At 72.4% G+C, this 19,901-nt stretch carries 23 protein-coding genes; 8 read left to right on the top strand and 15 right to left on the bottom strand.

Annotated features, from left to right (window positions below; translation table 11 throughout):
* Positions 1-33 precede the first annotated feature (33 nt).
* From AC1DYZ_RS11200 to AC1DYZ_RS11180, 5 genes are all read right to left on the bottom strand, one after another.
* Positions 34-1,326, bottom strand: a complete 1,293-nt coding sequence (locus tag AC1DYZ_RS11200) for a glycoside hydrolase family 6 protein (protein WP_477065264.1) — start codon at positions 1,324-1,326, stop codon at positions 34-36.
* 217 nt (positions 1,327-1,543) lie between these two features.
* On the bottom strand, positions 1,544-2,539 hold the full coding sequence (gene dhaK / locus AC1DYZ_RS11195; RefSeq protein ID WP_477065263.1) for a dihydroxyacetone kinase subunit DhaK: 996 nt from the start codon (positions 2,537-2,539) through the stop codon (positions 1,544-1,546).
* A 68-nt stretch (positions 2,540-2,607) separates the two neighbouring features.
* Positions 2,608-3,228, bottom strand: a complete 621-nt coding sequence (dhaL, locus tag AC1DYZ_RS11190) for a dihydroxyacetone kinase subunit DhaL (RefSeq protein WP_477065262.1) — start codon at positions 3,226-3,228, stop codon at positions 2,608-2,610.
* 38 nt (positions 3,229-3,266) lie between these two features.
* Positions 3,267-4,043, bottom strand: coding sequence for an HAD-IA family hydrolase (locus AC1DYZ_RS11185; RefSeq protein ID WP_477065261.1), 777 nt, complete (start codon positions 4,041-4,043; stop codon positions 3,267-3,269).
* 16 nt (positions 4,044-4,059) lie between these two features.
* Positions 4,060-4,920 (bottom strand): class II fructose-bisphosphate aldolase, encoded by an 861-nt coding sequence (locus AC1DYZ_RS11180; protein ID WP_477065260.1) that lies wholly within the window; start codon positions 4,918-4,920, stop codon positions 4,060-4,062.
* Positions 4,921-5,077: 157 nt separating this feature from the next.
* On the opposite strand from AC1DYZ_RS11180, the gene AC1DYZ_RS11175 reads away from it, so the two are divergent.
* On the top strand, positions 5,078-5,812 hold the full coding sequence (locus tag AC1DYZ_RS11175) for a GntR family transcriptional regulator (RefSeq protein WP_477065259.1): 735 nt from the start codon (positions 5,078-5,080) through the stop codon (positions 5,810-5,812).
* Between the two features lies 1 nt (position 5,813).
* Here AC1DYZ_RS11175 and AC1DYZ_RS11170 read toward each other — a convergent pair whose 3' ends face one another.
* A complete protein-coding gene (locus AC1DYZ_RS11170; RefSeq protein ID WP_477065258.1) occupies positions 5,814-7,136 on the bottom strand; it encodes an NYN domain-containing protein in 1,323 nt (440 codons plus the stop codon).
* Between the two features lie 55 nt (positions 7,137-7,191).
* On the bottom strand, positions 7,192-7,920 hold the full coding sequence (locus AC1DYZ_RS11165; RefSeq protein WP_477065257.1) for a Clp protease N-terminal domain-containing protein: 729 nt from the start codon (positions 7,918-7,920) through the stop codon (positions 7,192-7,194).
* A 75-nt stretch (positions 7,921-7,995) separates the two neighbouring features.
* Here AC1DYZ_RS11165 and AC1DYZ_RS11160 point away from each other — a divergent pair, with 75 nt between their 5' ends.
* Both AC1DYZ_RS11160 and AC1DYZ_RS11155 read left to right on the top strand, forming a co-directional pair.
* Positions 7,996-8,346: a cupin domain-containing protein gene (locus tag AC1DYZ_RS11160; protein ID WP_477065256.1), complete on the top strand. Its 351-nt coding sequence runs from the start codon at positions 7,996-7,998 to the stop codon at positions 8,344-8,346.
* Positions 8,343-8,612, top strand: coding sequence for an acylphosphatase (locus AC1DYZ_RS11155; protein WP_477065255.1), 270 nt, complete (start codon positions 8,343-8,345; stop codon positions 8,610-8,612). Before AC1DYZ_RS11160 ends, AC1DYZ_RS11155 begins: the two co-directional genes overlap by 4 nt.
* A gap of 4 nt (positions 8,613-8,616) precedes the next feature.
* Here the strand turns inward: AC1DYZ_RS11155 and AC1DYZ_RS11150 are convergent, their stop codons facing one another.
* Entirely contained in the window at positions 8,617-10,053 is a 1,437-nt protein-coding gene (locus AC1DYZ_RS11150) for an FAD-dependent monooxygenase (RefSeq protein WP_477065254.1), read from the bottom strand.
* Positions 10,054-10,155: 102 nt separating this feature from the next.
* On the opposite strand from AC1DYZ_RS11150, the gene AC1DYZ_RS11145 reads away from it, so the two are divergent.
* Positions 10,156-10,773: a TetR/AcrR family transcriptional regulator gene (locus tag AC1DYZ_RS11145; protein ID WP_477065253.1), complete on the top strand. Its 618-nt coding sequence runs from the start codon at positions 10,156-10,158 to the stop codon at positions 10,771-10,773.
* 3 nt (positions 10,774-10,776) lie between these two features.
* Here the strand turns inward: AC1DYZ_RS11145 and AC1DYZ_RS11140 are convergent, their stop codons facing one another.
* Positions 10,777-11,454 carry a hypothetical protein gene (locus AC1DYZ_RS11140; protein ID WP_477065252.1) on the bottom strand — a complete coding sequence of 226 codons (678 nt, stop codon included), beginning with the start codon at positions 11,452-11,454 and terminating at the stop codon, positions 10,777-10,779.
* Positions 11,455-11,509: 55 nt separating this feature from the next.
* On the opposite strand from AC1DYZ_RS11140, the gene AC1DYZ_RS11135 reads away from it, so the two are divergent.
* Complete coding sequence (locus AC1DYZ_RS11135; RefSeq protein WP_477065251.1) at positions 11,510-12,028, top strand: RDD family protein; 519 nt, start codon at positions 11,510-11,512, stop codon at positions 12,026-12,028.
* Positions 12,029-12,054: 26 nt separating this feature from the next.
* Positions 12,055-12,645: a carboxymuconolactone decarboxylase family protein gene (locus AC1DYZ_RS11130; protein ID WP_477065250.1), complete on the top strand. Its 591-nt coding sequence runs from the start codon at positions 12,055-12,057 to the stop codon at positions 12,643-12,645.
* Between the two features lie 152 nt (positions 12,646-12,797).
* On the opposite strand, the gene AC1DYZ_RS11125 is transcribed toward AC1DYZ_RS11130, so the two are convergent.
* The 5 genes from AC1DYZ_RS11125 to AC1DYZ_RS11105 form a co-directional block, all read right to left on the bottom strand.
* On the bottom strand, positions 12,798-13,922 hold the full coding sequence (locus tag AC1DYZ_RS11125) for a bifunctional 2-methylcitrate synthase/citrate synthase (protein ID WP_477065249.1): 1,125 nt from the start codon (positions 13,920-13,922) through the stop codon (positions 12,798-12,800).
* A gap of 97 nt (positions 13,923-14,019) precedes the next feature.
* Positions 14,020-14,913 carry a methylisocitrate lyase gene (gene prpB, locus AC1DYZ_RS11120; protein WP_477065248.1) on the bottom strand — a complete coding sequence of 298 codons (894 nt, stop codon included), beginning with the start codon at positions 14,911-14,913 and terminating at the stop codon, positions 14,020-14,022.
* Positions 14,913-16,439: an MmgE/PrpD family protein gene (locus AC1DYZ_RS11115; RefSeq protein WP_477065247.1), complete on the bottom strand. Its 1,527-nt coding sequence runs from the start codon at positions 16,437-16,439 to the stop codon at positions 14,913-14,915. Before AC1DYZ_RS11115 ends, prpB begins: the two co-directional genes overlap by 1 nt.
* 28 nt (positions 16,440-16,467) lie before the next feature.
* Positions 16,468-17,187, bottom strand: a complete 720-nt coding sequence (mtnN, locus tag AC1DYZ_RS11110; RefSeq protein ID WP_477065246.1) for a 5'-methylthioadenosine/S-adenosylhomocysteine nucleosidase — start codon at positions 17,185-17,187, stop codon at positions 16,468-16,470.
* A complete protein-coding gene (locus AC1DYZ_RS11105) occupies positions 17,184-17,636 on the bottom strand; it encodes an S-ribosylhomocysteine lyase (RefSeq protein ID WP_477065331.1) in 453 nt (150 codons plus the stop codon). The genes mtnN and AC1DYZ_RS11105 overlap by 4 nt, the downstream gene beginning before the upstream one ends.
* 98 nt (positions 17,637-17,734) lie before the next feature.
* On the opposite strand from AC1DYZ_RS11105, the gene AC1DYZ_RS11100 reads away from it, so the two are divergent.
* Positions 17,735-18,205 (top strand): NUDIX hydrolase, encoded by a 471-nt coding sequence (locus AC1DYZ_RS11100; RefSeq protein ID WP_456825872.1) that lies wholly within the window; start codon positions 17,735-17,737, stop codon positions 18,203-18,205.
* A gap of 1 nt (position 18,206) precedes the next feature.
* On the opposite strand, the gene AC1DYZ_RS11095 is transcribed toward AC1DYZ_RS11100, so the two are convergent.
* Positions 18,207-19,067: a helix-turn-helix transcriptional regulator gene (locus AC1DYZ_RS11095; protein ID WP_477065245.1), complete on the bottom strand. Its 861-nt coding sequence runs from the start codon at positions 19,065-19,067 to the stop codon at positions 18,207-18,209.
* Positions 19,068-19,189: 122 nt separating this feature from the next.
* Here AC1DYZ_RS11095 and AC1DYZ_RS11090 point away from each other — a divergent pair, with 122 nt between their 5' ends.
* Positions 19,190-19,897 carry an SDR family NAD(P)-dependent oxidoreductase gene (locus AC1DYZ_RS11090; RefSeq protein ID WP_477065244.1) on the top strand — a complete coding sequence of 236 codons (708 nt, stop codon included), beginning with the start codon at positions 19,190-19,192 and terminating at the stop codon, positions 19,895-19,897.
* Positions 19,898-19,901: the final 4 nt, after the last annotated feature.

The raw sequence follows: 19,901 nt of genomic DNA, 5'->3' as shown, positions 1-19,901 counted from the left end.
GGCCCACCGACGACCGTCAGCGTCTGGCCGCGGTCAGAGCCCGGGGTTCGCGTTGTGCACGAGCTCCAGCGCCATCTCCGGGAACCAGTCGCCCGCGGCGGGGTCGGCGTAGCCGCGGACGGGGTCGATGCCACCGGCCGGGCCCCACCGGGTGCACTCGCCGTCGGACTCGCCCGGAATCTTCACCCACAGGTAGGCGTCGACGTAGGGGCTGCCGGTGGTGAGCGTCGGCTTCAGGCCGAGCCCGCGCTCTGGCGGGTTGCACCAGACCTGGGGGTCACCGGCGGGGTGGTCGGCGGGTGCGGTCCACGGACCCTGCCCGTTGCGGCTCGTGTCGATGACGCCGTGCTTCAGGACGTCCGGGCCGCTCGGTGCGCCCGCCGCGTTGGTGACCTCCTTGGTGTACCAGTCGTCGGTCTTCGTCCAGGTGCTGAAGTCGGCCGGATCGGCCGGGTAGTACTGCGACGCGCAGTAGTCGAAGTGGCCGACGCGCCACCCGCCCTCGGCGGTGTTCGTCCCGTACCAGAGGCACTGCGAGATCCACGAGGCGAACTTGACCTGGCGCTCGGACGTCTCGTAGTTGGACACGTTGAGGAAGAACCCGTCGGCCTTCTCGACGCCGGCCTTGTGCAGGCGGTCGGAGATGTCGCCGACGCCCAGCCAGCCGGAGTGCGTGCCGTCGAGGTAGACGGAGGTGTTCGGCAGGGCGGTGAGCCGGTCGACCGCGCCGTTGACCTGCGTGAAGCGGTCGGACGCCGCGGTGGCCGAGTTCAGCTCGGCGGGCCGGCACCACTCGGGCTCGTCCTTGGCGATCGGCGTGTACCAGGGAATGATCCCGAGGCCGTCGGGCTCGAGCAGCACGATCGCCTCGCCGTCGCCGACGCCGGCGGCGAACGCGTCGATCCATGCCAGGTAGGACGCGGTGTCCGCCGCGCCGCCCGCGGAGTACTGGGCGCAGTCGCGGAACGGGAGGTCGTACGCGACCAGCACGGGGATCGAGTGCGTGATCCGGGCCTGGAGCATGGTCTTCTGGACGGCCTTCTTGACTTCCTTGGGCGTCCCGGAGGTGAACCAGACGGCCTGCGGGGTGGCGGCCATCGTGGTCAGCGCCGCGGCATCGGCCCACTGGCGCGTCTTGACCAGCTGCTTGATCTGTTGGACGGCGCCGGTGTCCGGCGGGGGAGTGAAGAGCCGCGTGGCCGGCGGCGGCGCGTGGTGGCCGCGGCCGTCGTGAGCCGCGGCGGGGGCCGCGACGGCGAGTGAGAGCGCTACCACACTGGCGGCAGCGAGCAGCATCGAGCGGGTGCGGGGCAGGGGTCTGGACACGGAGTCTCCTACGTCGTTGTCGGATGACCGTTCGCGAGCGACGGGCGTGAGCCGTCCCGGGAAGCATGACAATCCGGTCGCTCGAGCACAAGGTATACCGGTAAGGAAGATTCCGGAGGTTGGCGTCGTCGAGCCACGGGAGCCGGCTCACCGGAACCACGCGCGGCGGTTGTACAGGGGGGTGCCGTCGCGCGTGGCGGCCGGGTGATCGGCTGGGTCAGAAGACGCGGTTGGCGATCTCCGCGGGTGCCAGCAGGAGCTGCTTGATCTCGTCGTCGAGCTTCACCAGCGTGAGCGAGGCACCGGCCATGTCGAGCGACGTGCAGTACTCGCCCACATAGCTGCGTCCGACGGCGATGCCCTGCGCGGCGAGCTTCTCGTGCGCCAGCCCGTACAGCAGGTACAGCTCGCTGATCGGGGTGCCGCCCAGGCCGTTGATCATCAGCGCGACCTCGTCGCCCGAGGAGTACGGCAGGTCGGGCACGACCGCGCCGAGCAGCTCGTCGACGATCTCGTCGGCACTCACCAGCTTGGCGCGGCGACGACCGGGCTCGCCGTGGATGCCGACCCCGACCTCCATCTCGTCGTCGGCGAGCTCGAAGAGCGGGGATCCCTTGGCCGGCGGCGTGCACGGCGTCAGCGCGATGCCCATGGTCCGCGTGACGGAGTTGACCTTCTCGCCGATCCGCACGAGCTCCTCGAGCGAAGCACCCGCCTCCGACGCCGCTCCCACGGCCTTCATCACGAAGAAGTTCCCCGCGACACCTCGCCGGCCCACCGTCCACGTCGAGTCCTTGACCGCGACGTCGTCGTTGATGAACAGCGTCTTCACGTTGAGACCCTCGGCCTCCGCCAGCTCGGCGGCCATCTCGAACGCCATCTTGTCGCCGGTGTAGTTGTTGACCAGCAGCAGGACGCCCTTGTCCGAGGCCAGCAGCTTCGCTGTCTCCAGCACGTACTCCATGGGCGGCGCGGCGAACACGTCACCGGGACACGCCCCGTCGAGCATGCMCTTGCCGACGACCATCACGTGCGCCGGCTCGTGGCCGGACCCGGACCCCTGGATGATCGACACCTTGTCGTGGCTCGGGGCGTCGGCCCGCATGATCAGGTTGTACTCGGGGATGTAGCGCAGGGTGTCGGGGTTGGCCAGGGCGATGCCCTTGAGCATCTCGGGGACGAAGTTCTTCGGGTCGTTGACGAACTTCTTCATCAGTCATTCCTCCACATCGTCGTGTTCTTCTGACCTGCCGCCGCGCCGCCCCCGGACGCGGACGTGTGTCACCAGGTGTCGGCGATCCGCTCCGCCAGCACCGCGACCGCGACCGCGCCCGGGTCGACCGACCCGATGCTGCGCTCGCCCGTGTAGGACGCCCGGCCGCGACGGGCCTGCATCGGCTTGGTCGCCTCGGCCGCGTCGCGTGCGGACACGGCGGCCGCGCGCGCGATGTCCGGTGCCGACGAGCCCGCGGCGAGCTCCTTCTCGATCGTGTCGGTCATCGGCGCGAGGGCGTCGAGGAGCGTCTTCTCGCCCAGGTCGGCGCCGCCGCGCGCCTTGATGCCCTCGATGGCGGCCCGCAGCATCGCGACCACGTCGTCGCCCGTGATCTCCTGCTTGCCCTTGACCTGCCCGGCTGCCCGGAGGAACGCGGTGCCCCAGATCGGTCCCGACGTGCCTCCGATCCGGCCCGTCATCACGAGGGCGACCTTCTGCAGGAACGTGCCCGTGTCGCTGCGGTCGAACGTGTCCCACTGGGTCTCCACGTTCTCGAAGCCGCGAGCCAGCGAGAACCCGAAGTCCCCGTCTCCGACGACGGAGTCGAGGTCGCCGAAGTACTTCTCGTTCTCGACGCAGGTCTGGGCGATGGTGCGGACGACGGACTCGACGCGGGCATCGGACACGGCGCTTCGCTCTCTCTCGGGATCGGCGGGTTCGGGGTCTATGGCGTCTGCAGGAGGCGCTCGACGTGGGACAGCTCGACCTGGCCCTGGATGTCGAGGCCGTGCGGGTCGGCGAGGACGGTGGCGGGACTGTCCGGGACGTCGCCGAGCGAGCTCACGACGAGCGATGCGCCGGTGAAGTCCTCGTCGGCGGTGTAGCTGCTCACCGTGACGACGGTCCGCAGCCCGGCGCCCAGCGCGGCCCGCAGGCCGTTGGCGCTGTCCTCGACGACGACGACCTGCTCCGGCCCGACCCCGAGCTCGCGCAGCGCCAGCAGGTAGATGTCGGGCGCCGGCTTCTTCTTGGGGACGACGTCACCGGCGAACACCGCGAACTGCGCGGCCAGGTCCTCGCCGACCGCGTGCTCGAGGACGGCGCGCACCGAGGCTTCGGCCGACGTCGACGCGACCGCGAGCCGCCAGCCCGCGGCCGACGCGTCGGCCACGATGCGCGCGATCCCCGGCCGTCCCGGCATGACGCCGTCGGCGACCATCGCCGTGTAGTGCGCGGTCTTGGCCTTGTGCCAGCGGGCGATCAGGTCGCGCTGCTCGTCGGAGTCGACGGGCAGGTGCGCGGTCTCGACGAAGACCGGCGTGAACACCGTCGCGAGCCGCTCCTTGCCGCCCCCGATCGCGAGGAGCTGCCCGTACTCCTCCTCGCTCCAGTGGATCGGCAGCCCGGCGTCCGCGAACGTTCGGTTGAACGCGGGCAGGTGGCCGTCGCGCTCGGTGTCGGCGAGCACGCCGTCGCAGTCGAAGATCAGCGTCGGGCTCATGCGGTGCTCCCCGCGTTCATCGGGCGGCCCTGCCCGCGGCGCCGAACTCCTCGATGTGTACCGCGATCGCGGCCTGCACCGCGGCGGAGATGTCGCGGAACATCGAGGGTGGGTCCCACTTGTCCCGGGCGCGCGCCTCGGCCAGGTGCTTCTCGGCCGAGCGCATGTACGCGACCTTGACCCCGGTCGAGATGTTGATCTTCGAGACGCCGGCGCTGATGAACGTCGCGAAGTCGTCGGCGGACAGGCCGGTCCCGCCGTGCAGGACGATCGGGCGGTCCGTCAGGGCGGCCAGCTCGCGCACGCGCTCGGGCAGCAGCACCGGCTGGGCCTTGTACTCGCCATGCGCGGTGCCCAGCTGGGGTGCCAGCAGGTCGACGCCCGTGCGCTCGGCCACCGCGGCCAGCGTCTCGACGTCGTAGGAGTGCAGGGAGACGTCGGAGCCGATGCCGTCCTCGACGCCGATGATGTTCTCGAGCTCGGACTCGACGTCGACCCCGGCGACGTGCGCCTCGGCGACCACCTCGGCGGTCTCGCGCTCGGCGGTGGCGAGGTCCCGGTTCGAGGCGTCGAAGAGCACCGATGACCAGCCCGCGCGGACGACGTCCGAGATGACGGCCCGGTCGGGGCAGTGGTCCAGGTGCAGGGCGACGGGCACGGGGACGTCGGCGGCCGCGGACCGGAACATGGTCGTGACCAGGTCGGTGCCGATCGAGCGGACGGTCTTGACGGAGATCTGGATGATCATCGGCGAGCTCGCGGCCACGGCGGCGGCGATCACGGCGCGCAGGCTCAGGTCGTCGAGGATGTTGACGGCGGGGACGGCGTAGCCGTGCTCGCGAGCGGTCCGCGTCATCGTCAGCGTCGACGAGATCATGCTCAGCCCTCCCGGCGAGCGGCCCTGCGTGACCGGGTGCACCCCGTCCTCGTGGGACGAGCGCGCTCCCGATCGACCAGGACCGCATCGTCCCGATCTCCCCGCAGTCTAGACAGGTCTACTCATGCCCGCCCAGGATCCGTGGAACCCTGTGCTCATGACGGAGGTCCTGGAGCGGGAGTCGGCCGTGCCGCTCTATGCGCAGCTCGAGACGATCCTGCACGCGCGGATCGCCAGCGGCGAGTGGGCTCCCGGGCAGCGGATCCCGTCGGAGAACGAGCTCAACCGGATGTTCGGCCTGAGCCGGATGACGGTCCGCGGCGTCCTCACCAAGCTCGTCGGCGACGGCCTGCTGGTCCGCGTCCCGGGCAAGGGCACGTACGTCGCGACGCCCAAGATCAACGCGACCTCGCCCGCCTACCGTGGGGTCCGCGAGCAGCTCGAGGGCCTCGGGTACGAGACGTCGACCCGGCTGGTCTCGCTCGCGCTCGAGGCTCCGTCGCAGGGCGTGCGCGAGCGGCTCGCGCTGGGCGAGGCCGACGAGACCTACGTGATCGTGCGGGTCCGCTCGGTCCAGGGGGAGCCCATCAGCCTGCACCGCTCGTACGTGCCGGCCCGGCTGGCGCCCGGGCTCGACGGGCACGACGTCGTCGCCAACCAGCTGTGCGTGGTGCTGGAGCAGCACTACGGATTGCCGATGAAGCACGTCCGCGAGGACCTCGAGGCGGTCGCGGTGAGCACGGCCGACGCCAAGCACCTCGGGATGCGGCGCGGCGAGCCCGCCCTGCAGCTGCAGGACGTGATCTTCGACGCCCTGTCGCGGCCGTTCGAGTACTCCTCGATCGTGTTCCGCGGCGACCGGATGCGGCTGCGGTTCGACTACGACCGGTGAGTCAGTCCTCCAGCAGCCCGCCACCGACCCACGAGCCGATGGCGGCCACGTCGCCCGGGCTGAGCTGCATGCGGGCGCCGCGGCAGAGCCCGACCACGTTCTCCGTCCACGCCAGCGCAAGGTCGCCCGCACCCGTCGTCGGCGTGAGCTCGAGGCCGGCAAAGCTGATGCCGCCGATGACGAAGTTGACGGTGGACCGGCCGACCTGGGCGCCCGCCTTGCGGCAGGCGTCTCGGACGCGCCTCGACGTCTCGGCGCGGTCGAACGGGTGCGCCGCGAGGTCGGCGGCCAGCGCGGTCAGCAGCACGCGGTAGTTCGACTGGCTCAGGCCCGGGGTGTCGGTCACCGCGACGACCTGACGTTGCAGAGCACTCGAGGACGTGTCCGTGACCGCACCGGGCAGGTCGGCTTCGCCGAAGCGGTTGGCATCCCAGACGAAGCCCGGCGGTCGGGACGAGACGCCGACCTCGGGCACGTTCTTGGCCAGCCACGGCAGGAAGCCCCCGGCGCCCGCCCACCGGGTCTCCGGCAGCGAGGGTTCGGTCTTCTGCGCCAGCTGGGCGATCGTGCCGAGCGGAACGGGCCGGTCGGCGGTCCGGACGCGCTGGAGGACGGCCTTGCGGGCGGGAGTGCTGGCCGGCGGCGTCTCGACGACGGTCGCCTTCTTCGAGCGCGCGGGCGCCGCGGTGGCCGGTGCGACGCTGACAGCCGGTGCCTCGGTCGCGACCGGCGCCTCGGTGACTGAGCTGTCGACGGCGAGGGTCGACGCCGTCTGCGTGACCAGGTCGGCCAGCTCGTCGGCCGTGACGACCGCATCGGCCACGGAACGGTAGGCGCTCGCGGCGGGGCTGGCGGTGATGATCGTGACGCGCCGGTCGGCGGCGCGGCAGCGCAGGGCGAGGGGAGTGAAGTCCGCGTCGGCGGACACGATGACGAACTCCTCGTAGTGGGTCGACGCGGCAAGGGCGTCGACGGCGTCGAGGACGAGGTTGATGTCGGCGCTGCTCTTACCCTGCTGGGTCAGCGACGGGCAGTCGACCACCTGGAACCCGGCACGCGTGAAGTTGGGGCGGAACTGCGAGAACCGCGACGGGTTGAGGTAGCAGGCGCGGATGAGGAAGCGACGGGTGAAGTCGCCCTCGGAGTCGCTGCCGGTCTCGAGCTCGCCGAGCCAGTGCGCCGGGTTCGTCGCGAACGCCTCAGCGGCCACGGGGTCGAGGCGCTGCAGGCCGATGTACACGTTGTCGAAGTCGACGAACAGGGCGGTACGAAAACGCCGAGCGGCGTCGGCGCGGTCGGCAGAGGTCACGCTCGTGGAGGTCACCCGAGCATCTTCCCCGCTGACGCGGACCGACGCGTACCAGAACGCGATCCGTCAGCTACTTCGTGGCGTCGAGCTCGGGCCGCGCAGACAGCAGGAACGCCTCGACGGCTGCCTTGTCGAGCCCGAGGGCGGCAACCGGCCCGGTCCCGTCGTCGGCCTCCAGGAGGGCGAGCAGGACGTGCCCGGTGTCGACGCTTTGGTCGTCGAGCCGCACGGCCTCGCGGAACGTCAGCTCGAGCGCCTTCTTGGCGCCGGCGTCGAACGGGATGAGGGCGGGCACGGGGGAGACAGCCGGCGCGAGGGCGGCGGTGAGCGTGGCGCGGGCGTCGGAGAGCGACGTGACCTGGGCGGCGACCGCGCGCGCGGCGACGTCGTCCGGCGCCGCGAGCAGTCCAAGTGTCAGGTGCGCCGGCGTGATCTCGGCGTTGCCGGCGGCGTGCGCCTCGTTCTGCGCCGCGACGACGACGCTGCGCGCGGCGTCGGTGTAGCGGGCGAAACCCTGCGACGCGGAGGGCTCGGCGGGTCTCCCGGGGTCCTTGGGCACGAACCGCTTCTGGGCGGCCTGCTTGGTCACGCCCATGCTGGCGCCGATCTCGGTCCACGACGCGCCGGACCGGCGGGCCTGGTCGACGAAGTGGCCGATGAGGTGGTCGGCGATGTCGTCGAGCGACTGCGCCGTGAGCACGGCGGTCGAGAGCTGGTCGAGGACCGTCGGCTGGGTGGTGGTGATGGCCTGGATGAGGTCGTCGAGACGGACGGGGTTCTGGAGGCGAGTCGTCGTCATGCGTCAACCCTAGGTTGACGACCAACGACGCGTCAACCACGTGTTGACGCTGGCACCCGGGGGCAGACTGGCGAGGTGCATCTCCTCCAGGACGCCGGCCTGCCCGGCGGGACCTCGTACACCGAGCATCTCCGCGTCCCCGCGCTGAGCGTCGGCACCTACGTGCTGCGCGTCGGCGACGTCGACGGTCAGCAGCCGCACACGGAGGACGAGATCTACGTCGTCCTTCGGGGGCGGGCGCGGCTGTGGACTCCGGACCTGACCGTCGACGTGGGCCCCGGTGCGGTCGCGTTCGTGCCCGCGCTCGAGGCTCACCGGTTCGTCGACATCGCGGAGGACCTGCACGTGCTGGTCGTCTTCGGGCCGGCGGAGTACGGCAACGCGGGCGGCCCGGCGGAGCCCGGCACCGCGGAGGCGGCGCGATGATCCGCCACCGCGTCGTCGTCCACGGGTTCGTGCAGGGCGTCGGCTATCGGTGGTCGCTGTCCCGCGAGGCACGGCGGCTCGGGGTGCAGGGCTGGGTGCGCAACCGCTCGGACGGGACCGTGGAGGCCGTCCTCGAGGGCGCCGACGAGGCCGTCGACGCCCTCGAGTCGTGGTGCCGCTCCGGCCCGGGCGGGGCCGGGGTGTCCGGCGTCGACGTCACGATCGAGAACCCGGAAGGGCTGACCCGGTTCACGATCGAGCCGTAGGCACCTACGCAGCCGCCGCCGGCGCCGACCCGCGCAGCGCCGCACACACGGCAGCCGACGGGAACGACGCGTTCGACGACGCCGTCCAGCGGGCGACCGGGCGCCCGTCCGGCCGCACGACGACGGCACCGTCGTCGCCGAGGCGCAGCGCCTTCGCCACGGACACGTCGACGCGACGGACGTCCACGGGGACGCCGTGCGCAGACCCCTGGACCACGCGAGCGTCCGGTCCGGCCAGGACCGTGAGCCCGTCGCCCAGGAGGTCGAGCGTCGACGTCCGACCGTCCGGCAGCCACGCGTGCGGGATCCGGTCGACCAGGTCGTCGAGGTAGTCCTCGGAGACGTCGCGCTGGTCGGCGGCCACGGCCGAGCGCTGCATGTTGCGCAGACCGACGGGCCGACGCTCGGCCTCGTAGCTGTCGAGCAGCGACTCGTGCGCCCAGCCGCGCAGCACCCAGCCGAGCTTCCAGCCGAGGTCGTACCCGTCGTGGATCGCCGTGTTCATGCCGGCCGCGCCGCGCGGCGTCATGCGGTGCGCGGCATCGCCGACGAGGAACGCCCGACCCTGCCGGTAGTGCGACGCGATCTGCGCCGTGAACGTGAAGTCGCCGGTCCACACGATCTCGGGGTCGAGGTCCGGTGCGCCCGCTCCGGCGCGGATGAGCTCGACGAGCCGCTCGCGCGGGTAGTCGTCGCGCGTCTCGGTCGTCGGGTCCCAGGTCATCGAGAAGACCCAGCGGTCGACGCGGTCGGTCGGCAGGAACACCCACGGCGGACCCGGCCGGACCACCATGTAGAGCCCGTGCCGTCGCTCGCCGACGACGTCCGCGACCGGCCCCCGGAACAGCACGGCCAGGTATGCGCCGAGGTCGCCGGGGCCCTCCATCGCGATGCCGGTGCAGCGGCGGACCGCGCTGTGGGCGCCGTCTGCGCCGACCACGTACTGGGCGCGCACGGTCAGCGTCTCACCGTCACGGCGCAGCGTCACCGTGACGCCGCCGTCGTCCTGGTCGAGCGCGACCAGATCCGTGCCCAGCCGGACCTCGGTGCCGGGGAGCGAGAGCAGGTGCTCCAGCAGCACGGGCTCGAGGTGGTCCTGCGGTGCGATGGCGGTCGTCGTCGGGCTGAGCGATGCCGCGATCTCGGTGGACGGGAAGCCCATCGACATCTCGACGCCGTCGGTCGAGGCGAGCGAGCGGCCGATCCAGCCCGTCTCGCTGACGTCGATCGCGCCCGCGCGCACCGCGTCCTCGAGGCCCCAGGCCCGCATCAGCTCCATGGTGCGCAGGTTGATGCCGGTGGCTCGGGGGAACGGGGACAGCGCGGTCCGCCGTTCGACGACGAGCGTGCGGACGCCGTGGCGGGCGAGCGCGATCGCGGCGGTGAGTCCGGCGGGACCGGCGCCGACGACGACGACGGTCGGGGTGGTGGTGAGTGGCATGGTCGTGCTCTTCCTGTGGGATGTTTCATCGGACATGATGTCTTTCACAAGACAGAGTGTCTTTTGTCGGACTTGATGTCAAGTGAAAGTAGGATGTTCGTCGTGACGACGCGGAAGTACACCCAGCAGGCGCGGGCCGTGGCGGCCGACGAGACCCGTCGGCGGATCCTGGACGCGATGCGCGACCGGCTGCGCGCTGCCCCGAGCGAGGCGCTCAGCATCGAGCGGGTCGCGCAGGAGGCGGGCGTGGCGAGGTCGACGGTCTACCTCGTGTTCGGCTCGAAGGCGGGGCTCTTCGAGGCGCTCGGCCAGGACCTGCTCGAACGGACGGGGTTCCAGCGGATCGTCGACGCCGTGGCGTTGCCCGACGCCCGAGACGCCGTCCGGCAGTCGCTCGTCGCCGCCGCTGCGGTCTACGCGGCCGAGCGGGACGTCTCGCGGACCATCTACTCGATGTGGTCGCTCGAGCCCGAGGCGGTGCGCCGTGCGTTCGAGGTGGTCGAGCGCGGGCGCGCCGAGGGGCAGCGCCGGCTGGCCGAGCGGCTCGCGGAGGAGGGGCGCCTGCGGTCCGACGTCACGGTGGAGGAGGCGACCGACATCCTCTGGGTGGTCAGCAGCTTCGAGACGTTCGACCAGCTCTACACGGGCCGTGGCCTGGGCGAGGAGGCCGTCGCCGCGAGGCTGGGCGCGATGGCGGAGCGGGCGCTCTGGGAACGGTGAGCGTCACCGCAGCCAGACGCGCAGCCGGCCGACCTGCTCGAAGCCCGCGCTGACCGGCGGGACGACGTCCGGCCCGGACTCGTAGCCGACCAGCGGCAGCGGGCCGAGCTCGCGGCCGGCGACCATCGTGAGCTCGGTCCACACGACCTCCGGCTCGATCCGCAGCGCCCGCACGTTCGAGACGCCGACGACGGGACTGTCACCGGACCGGTTCAGCGCCGCGACGGCGATCGGGCCGTCGGCGTCCGCCGCCAGCAGCAGCCGGACGGCGGGGTCGTCGAGCACAGCAGGCGTGATCGCGGCCGACCCGTGCGCGGCGCGCCACTGCGGGATCGTCGCGGCGTCGACCGTCCGCCACGGCAGCGCCGGGGTCATCGGCGACCGGGCGGCCCGGGTCAGCCACTGCGCCTCGAACAGCACCGCGTAGCCGTGCGGCGACAGGTCCAGGTCGGCGAACGAGTCCTTCACCGATGCGCCGGGGGAGTCGTCGATCGCGGCGAGGACCTCGGCGGCGACGACCCCCGGCCGCAGCGTGACGGCGTCCGGATACGCCTCCGGGGAGCGTCGCGGCGTCGACCAGAACCCGGGGTGTGTCGTCGTCGGCGCACCGGTCGCGCGGACGACGAGGTCGCACCAGGCGGCGTTGTTCGCGGCAGCCTCGGCGGCGGTGGGCCCTGACACGACACCCACTCTGCCCGCTACGGTGCTGGGCGGGGGGCAGACGCACGGAGGTGGCATGCCCGGGTTCCGGCACGCAGGACGCCGCGTGGTCGCGGCGCTCATCGACGGCGCAGCGGTCGCCGTCCCGCTGGCGGCGGTGGCCGCCGTCAACGCCCTCGCGACCCGGCGGGGTACCGCACCACCGATCCTCATCGCCCGGCGGCCGCGGCTGATGGTCCCCGTGCTGGTGACCATCCCGGCCGCCCTGGTCCTCGGGTTTGCCGATGCCCACGGCGGCACCCCGGGCATGCGCGCCCTCGGCCTGGCGACGGCGCCCGTGGGCGGCGGCGACCTCAGCGTCGGCGCCGCGGTGCTGCGCCGGGCGGTCACCACGACGCTGCCCTGGGAGCTGGCCCACCAGGGAGTCTGGTCGGCCCGTGGCGAGCAGAACCTGGCGGCGGCGCTGCTGCTGGGCTCGTCCTACGCGTGCCTGATCGGCCTGGCGGTCCAGGCGGGCCGCGGCGACGGGCGCACGGTGGCGGACCTGCTGGCGGGCACGATCGTCCTCGACGTGCACGACGTCCCGGCGCGATGATCGAAGGTGATGCACCGGGAGGGCTCATGAGCTGGATCCGCGAGGCGAGCGAGGACGAGGACCCCACGGGCGAGGTCGCCGCGGCGTTCGACAGGGACCGGGCGACGCTGGGGTACGTCGCCAACTACACCCGGGTGTTCGCCCGCCGGCCCGCGGTCCTGCGCGGGTGGCAGGGGCTGAACGGGGCCATCAAGGGGATGGACGCCCGACGCTACGAGGTCGCGACGACCGCCGCCGCGCTGCGGTTGCGGTCCAGCTACTGCGCGCTCGCGCACGGCGGCGTCCTCGCGCGCTCGCACCTGAGCCCGGACGCGGTGCGCGCGCTCGCGCAGGGTGAGGACGCCGCCGAGCTGACCGAGGTCGACCACGCCGTCGCCCGGCTCGCCGACAAGGTCGCCGCGGGGGCCGCGGACCTGCGGCCGGGCGACCTGGACGAGCTGCGCGGGCTCGGGTTCACCGACGACGACGTCCTCGACGTGGTCCTCGCCGCCGCGGCACGGGGGTTTTTCAGCACGGTGCTCGAGGCGGTGGGCGCGGAGCCGGATGCGGCGTACTCGGCGCTGGACGGACCCATGCGGGACGCGCTGACGGTGGGGCGGCCGATCGCCTCGGCCTGACGGGCCACCGGCCGCGCTGCGTCCGCACGGAGCGCCGACAGACCCGCTGCCTGCACCAGGGGGCGCTCCCCGATCCGCCGCACCGTCCACGTCGGCACGCCGGCGCTCTCGTTGTCCGTGGTGGGCGCGGCGCGGGCACCTGACGGGCCAGCTCAGGCGGTCGGCACGTCCCGTCGGGCCTCACCCACGTACTGGCTGAGGGGCCGGATCAGCGAGTTCGCTCCGAGCTGCTCCATGATGTGCGCGGTCCAGCCCGTGATCCGGCTCGCGACGAACAGCGGCGTGAACGTCGGGGTGTCGAACCCCATGAGGTGGTACGCGGGGCCGGTCGGGTAGTCGAGGTTGGGCAGGATGTTCTTGCGCTCGGTCATGGCCGACTCGAGGGCGTCGTACAGGTTCAGCAGGTCCGGCCGGTCGTAGTGCTCGCTCAGGGTCACCAGCGACTCGTGCATGGTGGGCACCCGCGAGTCGCCGTGCTTGTAGACGCGGTGGCCGAAGCCCATGATCTTGCGCTTGCTCGCCAGGGCGTCGTCGAGCCAGGCCGCGGCGCGGTCGGCCGTACCGATCTCCTCGAAGGTGTGCATGACCGCTTCGTTGGCCCCGCCGTGCAGCGGCCCCTTGAGCGCGCCGATGGCCCCGGTCACCGCCGAGTGCAGGTCCGAGAGCGTGGAGGCGATGACGCGCGCGGTGAACGTCGACGCGTTGAACGAGTGCTCCGCGTAGAGCACCATCGACACCTCGAACGCGTGGACCACGACGGGGTCGGGCAGCTCACCGAACGTCACCCAGAGGAAGTTCTCCGCGAACCCGAGGTCCTGGCGGGGCTCGATCGGCTCCTCGCCGCGCCGCCGGCGCTGGTCGAGCGCGACGATCCCCGGCAGCTGCGCGAACAGGCGCACCGACTTGGCCAGGTTGGCCTCGGGCGACGAGTCCTCCGCGGTCGGGTCGTGCGCGCCGAGCACGCTGACCGCCGTGCGGACGACGTCCATCGGGTGGCAGGTGAGCGGCAGCGCCCGGATCGCGGCGACGACAGCGTCGTCGAGCCCGCGCTGCAACCGCTCGGCGCCCTGCAGAGCCGCCAGCTGGTCCTCGGTGGGCAGCTCGCCGTGCCAGAGCAGGTACGCGACCTCCTCGAACGAGCGCGAGGCCGCCAGCTGCTGGACCGGGTAGCCGCGGTACAGCAGCGAGTTGCTGGCGGCGTCCACGGAGCTGATCTCGGTGGTGTCGACGACCACCCCTGCCAGGCCCTTGTGGATCTGGACGTCGGACTCGGTCATGCAGTGCCTCCATCGTCGGTGATGGTCAGTGGATCAGGAGCATCATGCCCTCATCCGCCGGGTGCACTGCCACCCGGGGTCGGTCGCGCATGCAGAGTCAGAGGCGGAAGTTGAACACGTCCGCGTCGAAGTGGTTGTAGGACTCGTAGTCGAGCAGCTGGTAGAGCTCCGCGCGGGTCTGCATCCGGTCCAACAGGCCGGCCTGCGTGCCCTCGGCGCGGATGGTGTCGAGGCCGGCCATCGCGGCGCCCATGGCCAGGCGCAGCAGCGTGACCGGGTAGATGACGATGTTGATGCCGAGGTCCTCGAGCTGGCGCGCCGTGAGCAGCTCGCCCTTGCCGAACTCCGTCATGTTGGCCAGCAGCGGCACGTCGACGGCGGCGCGCACCGCGGCGAACTCGTCGGCACCCGTCAACGCCTCGGGGAAGATCGCGTCCGCGCCCGCGTCGACCAGCGCCTTGGCCCGGTCGATGGTGGCGGCCAGGCCGTCGACCGCGCGGATGTCGGTGCGCGCGATGACGAGGAAGCTCGGGTCGCGCCGGCCGTCGACGGCGGCCCGGATGCGCTGGAGCGCGGTGTCGTCGTCGACCACGGACTTGCCGTCCAGGTGGCCGCAGCGCTTGGGGTTGACCTGGTCCTCGATGTGGCAGCCGGCCAGCCCGGCGTCCTCGAGACCCTGGACGGTCCGGGCGACGTTCATGGGCTCGCCGAAGCCGGTGTCGGCGTCGACGATCGCCGGCAGCCCCGTCATCCGCGCGATCTGGCCCGCGCGCAGGGTCACCTCCGTGGCGGTAGTGAGCCCGATGTCCGGCAGGCCGAGGTCGGCCGACAGCACGGCGCCGGAGATGTACACGCCGTCGAAGCCCTTGGCCTCGATGAGCCGGGCCGACAGCGGGTTGAAGGCGCCGGGCAGCTGGAGCAGCCGGCCGGAGGCGAGGCGCTCGCGCAGCGCGGCGCGCTTGTCGGCCGCGGTGGTGGTGGCGTACAGCATCAGAAGAGTCCTTCCGGGGTGCTCACGGTGTCCAGCAGGCCGGCGGGGGCGACGACCGTGAGGCCGGCGAGCTCCTCGGCGGTGAGGGACGGCAGGCGCTGGGCGACGTCGAGGAACCGCTCGATCTCCGCCCCGTCCAGCACGCCCTCGGCGAGCGTGCGGAACTTGGCCACGTACTGCGCGCGGGCGAACGGCCGGGCGCCCAGCGGGTGCGCGTCGGCCACGGCGATCTCGGCCTCGACCACCTCGCCGGTCGTCGTCGTGATGACGACGCGGCCGCCGAACGCCTTCTCGGCCGGGTCCGTCGAGTGGTACCGGGCGGTCCACGACGGGTCCTCGGTCGTCGTGACCTTGAGCCACAGGGCGATGGTGTCGGCGCGGCCCGCGCGGGACGGCGCGTACGAGTCCACGTGGTGCCAGGCGCCGTCCTGCAGCGCGACCGTGAAGATGTACGGGATCGAGTGGTCGAGCGTCTCGCGCGAGGCCGTCGGGTCGTACTTCTGCGGGTCGCGCGCGCCCGAGCCGATGACGTAGTGCGTGTGGTGCGACGTGTGGATGACGATCGACGCCACGTTTTCCGGGTCCGTGAGGTCGGGACGCTCGCCGTGCAGGCGGCGGGCCAGGTCGATGAGCGCCTGCGACTGGTACTCGGCCGAGTGCTCCTTGGTGTACGTGTCGAGGATCGCCGTCTTGGCCTCGCCGGGCGCGGGCAGCGGGACGTCGTACGCGGCGTCGGGGCCGTCCAGCATCCAGGCGATGACGCCGTCCTCGCCCTCGTAGATCGGCGTCGGCGACGTCTCGCCGCGCATCGCCCGGTCCACGGCCTCGATGGCGACCTTGCCCGCGAACGCCGGGGCGTAGGCCTTCCAGCTCGAGATCTCGCCCTTGCGGGACTGCCGCGTGGCCGTCGTCGTGTGCAGTGCCTGGCCGACCGCGTGGAAGATCACCTCGGGCGACAGGTCGAGCAGTGTGCCCAGCCCGGCCGCGACCGACGGGCCCAGGTGCGCGACGTGGTCGATCTTGTGCGCGTGCAGGCTGATCGCCCGGACCAGGTCGACCTGGATCTCGTAGCCGGTGGCGATCGCGCGCACCAGCGCGGCGCCGTCACGGCCGGTGTGCTGGGCCACCGCGACGAGCGGCGGGATGTTGTCGCCCGGGTGGGAGTAGTCGGCCGCGAGGAACGTGTCGTGGTAGTCGAGCTCGCGGACGGCGACGCCGTTGGCCCACGCCGCCCACTCAGGGCTGACGCGGGTCTGCGGCGGGACGCCGGAGACCGTCGACCCCCGACGGGGCCCGACGTACGGGTGCGCGAGGGCCTGCGCGCGGGCCGCCGACGGAGGAGTCCGCGTGAGCGAGGCGACCGTGACCGCCGCGTTGTCGATGACCCGGTTGATGATCATGTCGACCACCTCGTCGGGCACCTCGACGGGGTCGGCGGCGACCTGCGCGATGGCCCAGGCCAGCTGGTCGGCACGCGCCAGGCGGTCCGCGCTCGGGTGCACGCGGACAGGGTGGTTCACGGTCATCGGGTCACTTCCTTGTGAGTTCTGACGGTCAGCGGGCGTGGGCCATGTCCCCGACGGCCAGCCGTCGCAAGACCTCGATGACGACGGCGGCGGACCGGTCCGCGGCGTCGTCCACGTGCAGGAGGAAGTCCGAGCCCGCCACCGGACCGCACAGGTCCGAGATCCCCCGGACCGAGAGGAACGGCACCCCGTACAGGTGGGCTGTGTGGGCCAGGGCGGCGGACTCCATGTCCGTGGCCAGCGCGGACKGGAACGACGCCCGGATCCGGTCGATCCGGCTGGCGTCGATGAACGCGTCCCCGGAGAGCACCGTGCCGGACAGGATGCGCAGGTCGACGCTCGCGGTCGCGGCGGCGTCGTGCAGGATCTGCTCGGCCTCGTACACCTMGGGCATGCCCGGCACCTGGCCCAGCTCGTAGCCGAAGGCCCGGGCGTCGGCGCCGGAGTACACGTACTCGGAGCCGACGACCACGTCGCCCACCCGCACGTCGAGGCCCACGCCGCCCGCGCTGCCGGCGCTGATGACCGCGCGCGGGTGCGTGCCCTGGATGGCGACGGCCGCGGCGGTCGCGGAGTTCACCAGGCCGATGCCGCACTGCACGAGCAGCACCTGGCGACCGCAGATCGTCAGCAGCCGGTGCTCGGCGTGGCCCATCGCCGTCGGGTCGCCGACGACGTCCGCGCGGCTCAGGAACGCGGCGGACTCGTCGGGCATCGCGGTGACGATGACCGCGTCGACGGCGATCATGCGGAGACCTGGCTCCACTCCGCCCGGGCGCCCAGGAACGTCTTCGCGGCGTCCTGCGCGCCCGCGAGGGTGTGGTTGGCGCCCCAGCCGCACTGCACCTCGTTCGCGGCGGGGACCTCGGTCGCGGTCGTGATGTCCGTGAGGGTGTCCTCGACCAGGCCGAGCACGTCGTCGTAGTCCCACTCGCCCTGCAGGATCAGGTAGAAGCCGGTCTGGCAGCCCATGGGCGAGAAGTCGATGACGCTGTCCGAGTGGTTGCGGGAGTGCTCCGCGAACAGGTGCTCGAGCGAGTGGACGGTCGGCATCTCGAGGTGCGCGACGTTCGGCTGCGTGAAGCGGACGTCGTACTTCTGGATCACGTCCCCGGCGGGCAGGTGCTTGGTGTCGGCTAGGCGCACGTACGGCGCGGCGACGGTCCGGTGGTCGAGGTTGAACGACTCGACGTTCATGCGTGGCTGGTTCACGGCAGAGATCCTTCTCGGTCGGCGACGCGCCCATTGTCCCCTCCCCTGAGCGTGCGGCCGAACGGTGCTCGTACGATCACCGCGTGTCCATCCCCGAGTACGTCCTCGCGCTGCGCGCCGCCGTCGGTCACGACCTCCTCTGGCTGCCCGGCGTCACCGCCGTCGTCGTGCGGGACGACGGCCACCTGCTGCTGGTGCGCCGGGCGGACAACGGCGAGTGGACCCCGGTCACCGGAATCATCGACCCGGGGGAGGAGCCGTCGGACGCCGGCGCCCGCGAGGTGGTCGAGGAGGCGTCGGTGGTCGCTGTCCCGGAGCGCTTGGTCTGGGTGCACGTGCTACCGCCGATGGTCTACGAGAACGGCGACCGCGCGCAGTACCTCGACCACACGTTCCGCTTCCGCTACGTCTCGGGCGAGCCGTTCCCGGCGGATGGCGAGAACACCGACGCGGCCTGGTTCGCGCCCGACGCGCTGCCGCCAATGTCGGCGGAGATGCACGCGCGGATCGCCAAGGCGCTGGCACCGGAGGGGCCGGCGGCGTTCGGGGTCTGAGTCAGCCGGCCGTGCTCATCGACTGGGTGCCGACGACGCGCAGCAGCGCGAGCGCCTCCGCGTCGGGCGTGCCCGGCTCGGCTGAGTAGACGATCACGGTCTGGTCGGTGTCCGGCACGTGCAGGGAGTCGCAGTCGAGGCTGATCAGCCCGAGGCTCGGGTGGTCGATCGTCTTGCCGTGGAACGGCCAGGACGTCGACGATCCGCCGGCTCGCCACAGCTCGTCGAAGCGGGGGCTGCCGCGGCGCAGCTCGCTGACCAGGTCGCGCACGGACGGGTCACGCGGGTAGCGGGCGGCGGTGGCCCGCAGGGTGGCCACCGACTGGACTTCGGTGGCGGCGCGCTCCTCGTCGCCCATCGCCACCCGGCTCCGTCTCGGGTCGGGCGTGCCCAGGAACCGCAGCCAGACGATGTTGCGCTGGCGACGAGGGACCAGCGACCAGTCCCCGAGCAGCGCCGAGGCCATCGCGTTCCACGCGAGGATGTCGCCGCGCGCGCTGAGCACCATGGTCGGGAGGTCGTCCAGCCGGTCCAGGAGCCGCTGCACGCTCGGGCGCACGTGCTCGTCGATCCGGCCGGGCACCGGCGGCGCGTTGCCGGCCAGGTGGAACAGCTCCGCGCGGGCGTCGTCGTCCATCCGCAGCGCCCGGGCAAGGGCCGCGAGGACCTGCGGCGACGGGTGCGGTCCGCGGCCCTGCTCCAGCCGCACGACGTAGTCGACGCTCACACCCGCCAGCTGCGCGACCTCCTCGCGCCGCAGACCGGACACCCGTCGACGGGAGCCCGCGGGGAGCCCCACGTCCTGCGGCGAGAGCGCGGTCCTGGCGCGCTTGAGCACCTGAGCGAGCTCGGAGCGGTCCATCGGCCCAGGATGCCCCACGGTCAGGGCCGACGGCGGGCTGCAGTCGGGCCGCAGCCGGGTACCGCCGGTCCTAGGGTCCGCCGGCACTGGATGGGGGCCTTGGCCGGGGCGACGGTGGACCCATGACCACCACCATCGCCCTCGTCACGGGGGCCACCCAAGGACTCGGCACGCAGACCGTCCGCAGGCTCGCGGCGCTCGGCTGGACCGTCTGGCTCGGCGCGCGGGACGTCGCCGTGGGCACGCGGCTCGCCGACGAGATCGACGGCGACGTCCGCGCCGTCCAGCTCGACGTCACCGACGACGCGTCGGTCGACGCCGCCGCTCGCATGATCGACGAGCACAGCGGCCGGCTCGACGTGCTCGTGAACAACGCCGGGATCAGCGGCGGGATGCTCGCGCCGCGCGAGACCGCCGCGGCCGACTTCCTGCGCGTCTACGGCGTCAACGTGCTCGGACCGGTCCGCACGACGCACGCGTTCCTGCCGCTGCTCGACCGGTCCGCGCAGCCGCGGGTCGTCATGGTGTCCAGCGGCATGGGGTCGCTGGGCGTCACCACCGACCCGGACCGGTTCGAGTCCACCCTGCACGGGCTCGTCTACCCGTCGTCGAAGACCGCGCTCAACATGATCACCTCGCAGTACGCCAAGTCGTTGGCCGGCTACCAGGTCAACGCCGTCGACCCGGGCTACACCGGCACCGCGCTCAACGGGTTCCGCGGCACGCAGACCGTGCAGGAGGGCACCGACGCAGTCGTCGCGGCCGCCACGATCGAGCCCGGCGCGGCCACCGGCACGTTCACCGACCGGTCGGGCGTCGTGCCCTGGTAGCCAG

It is taken from the genome of Cellulomonas sp. P1_C4 (assembly GCF_056406355.1).
Note: the sequence above shows the minus strand (reverse complement) of the source record. Positions and strands in the feature narration are given on the sequence as shown.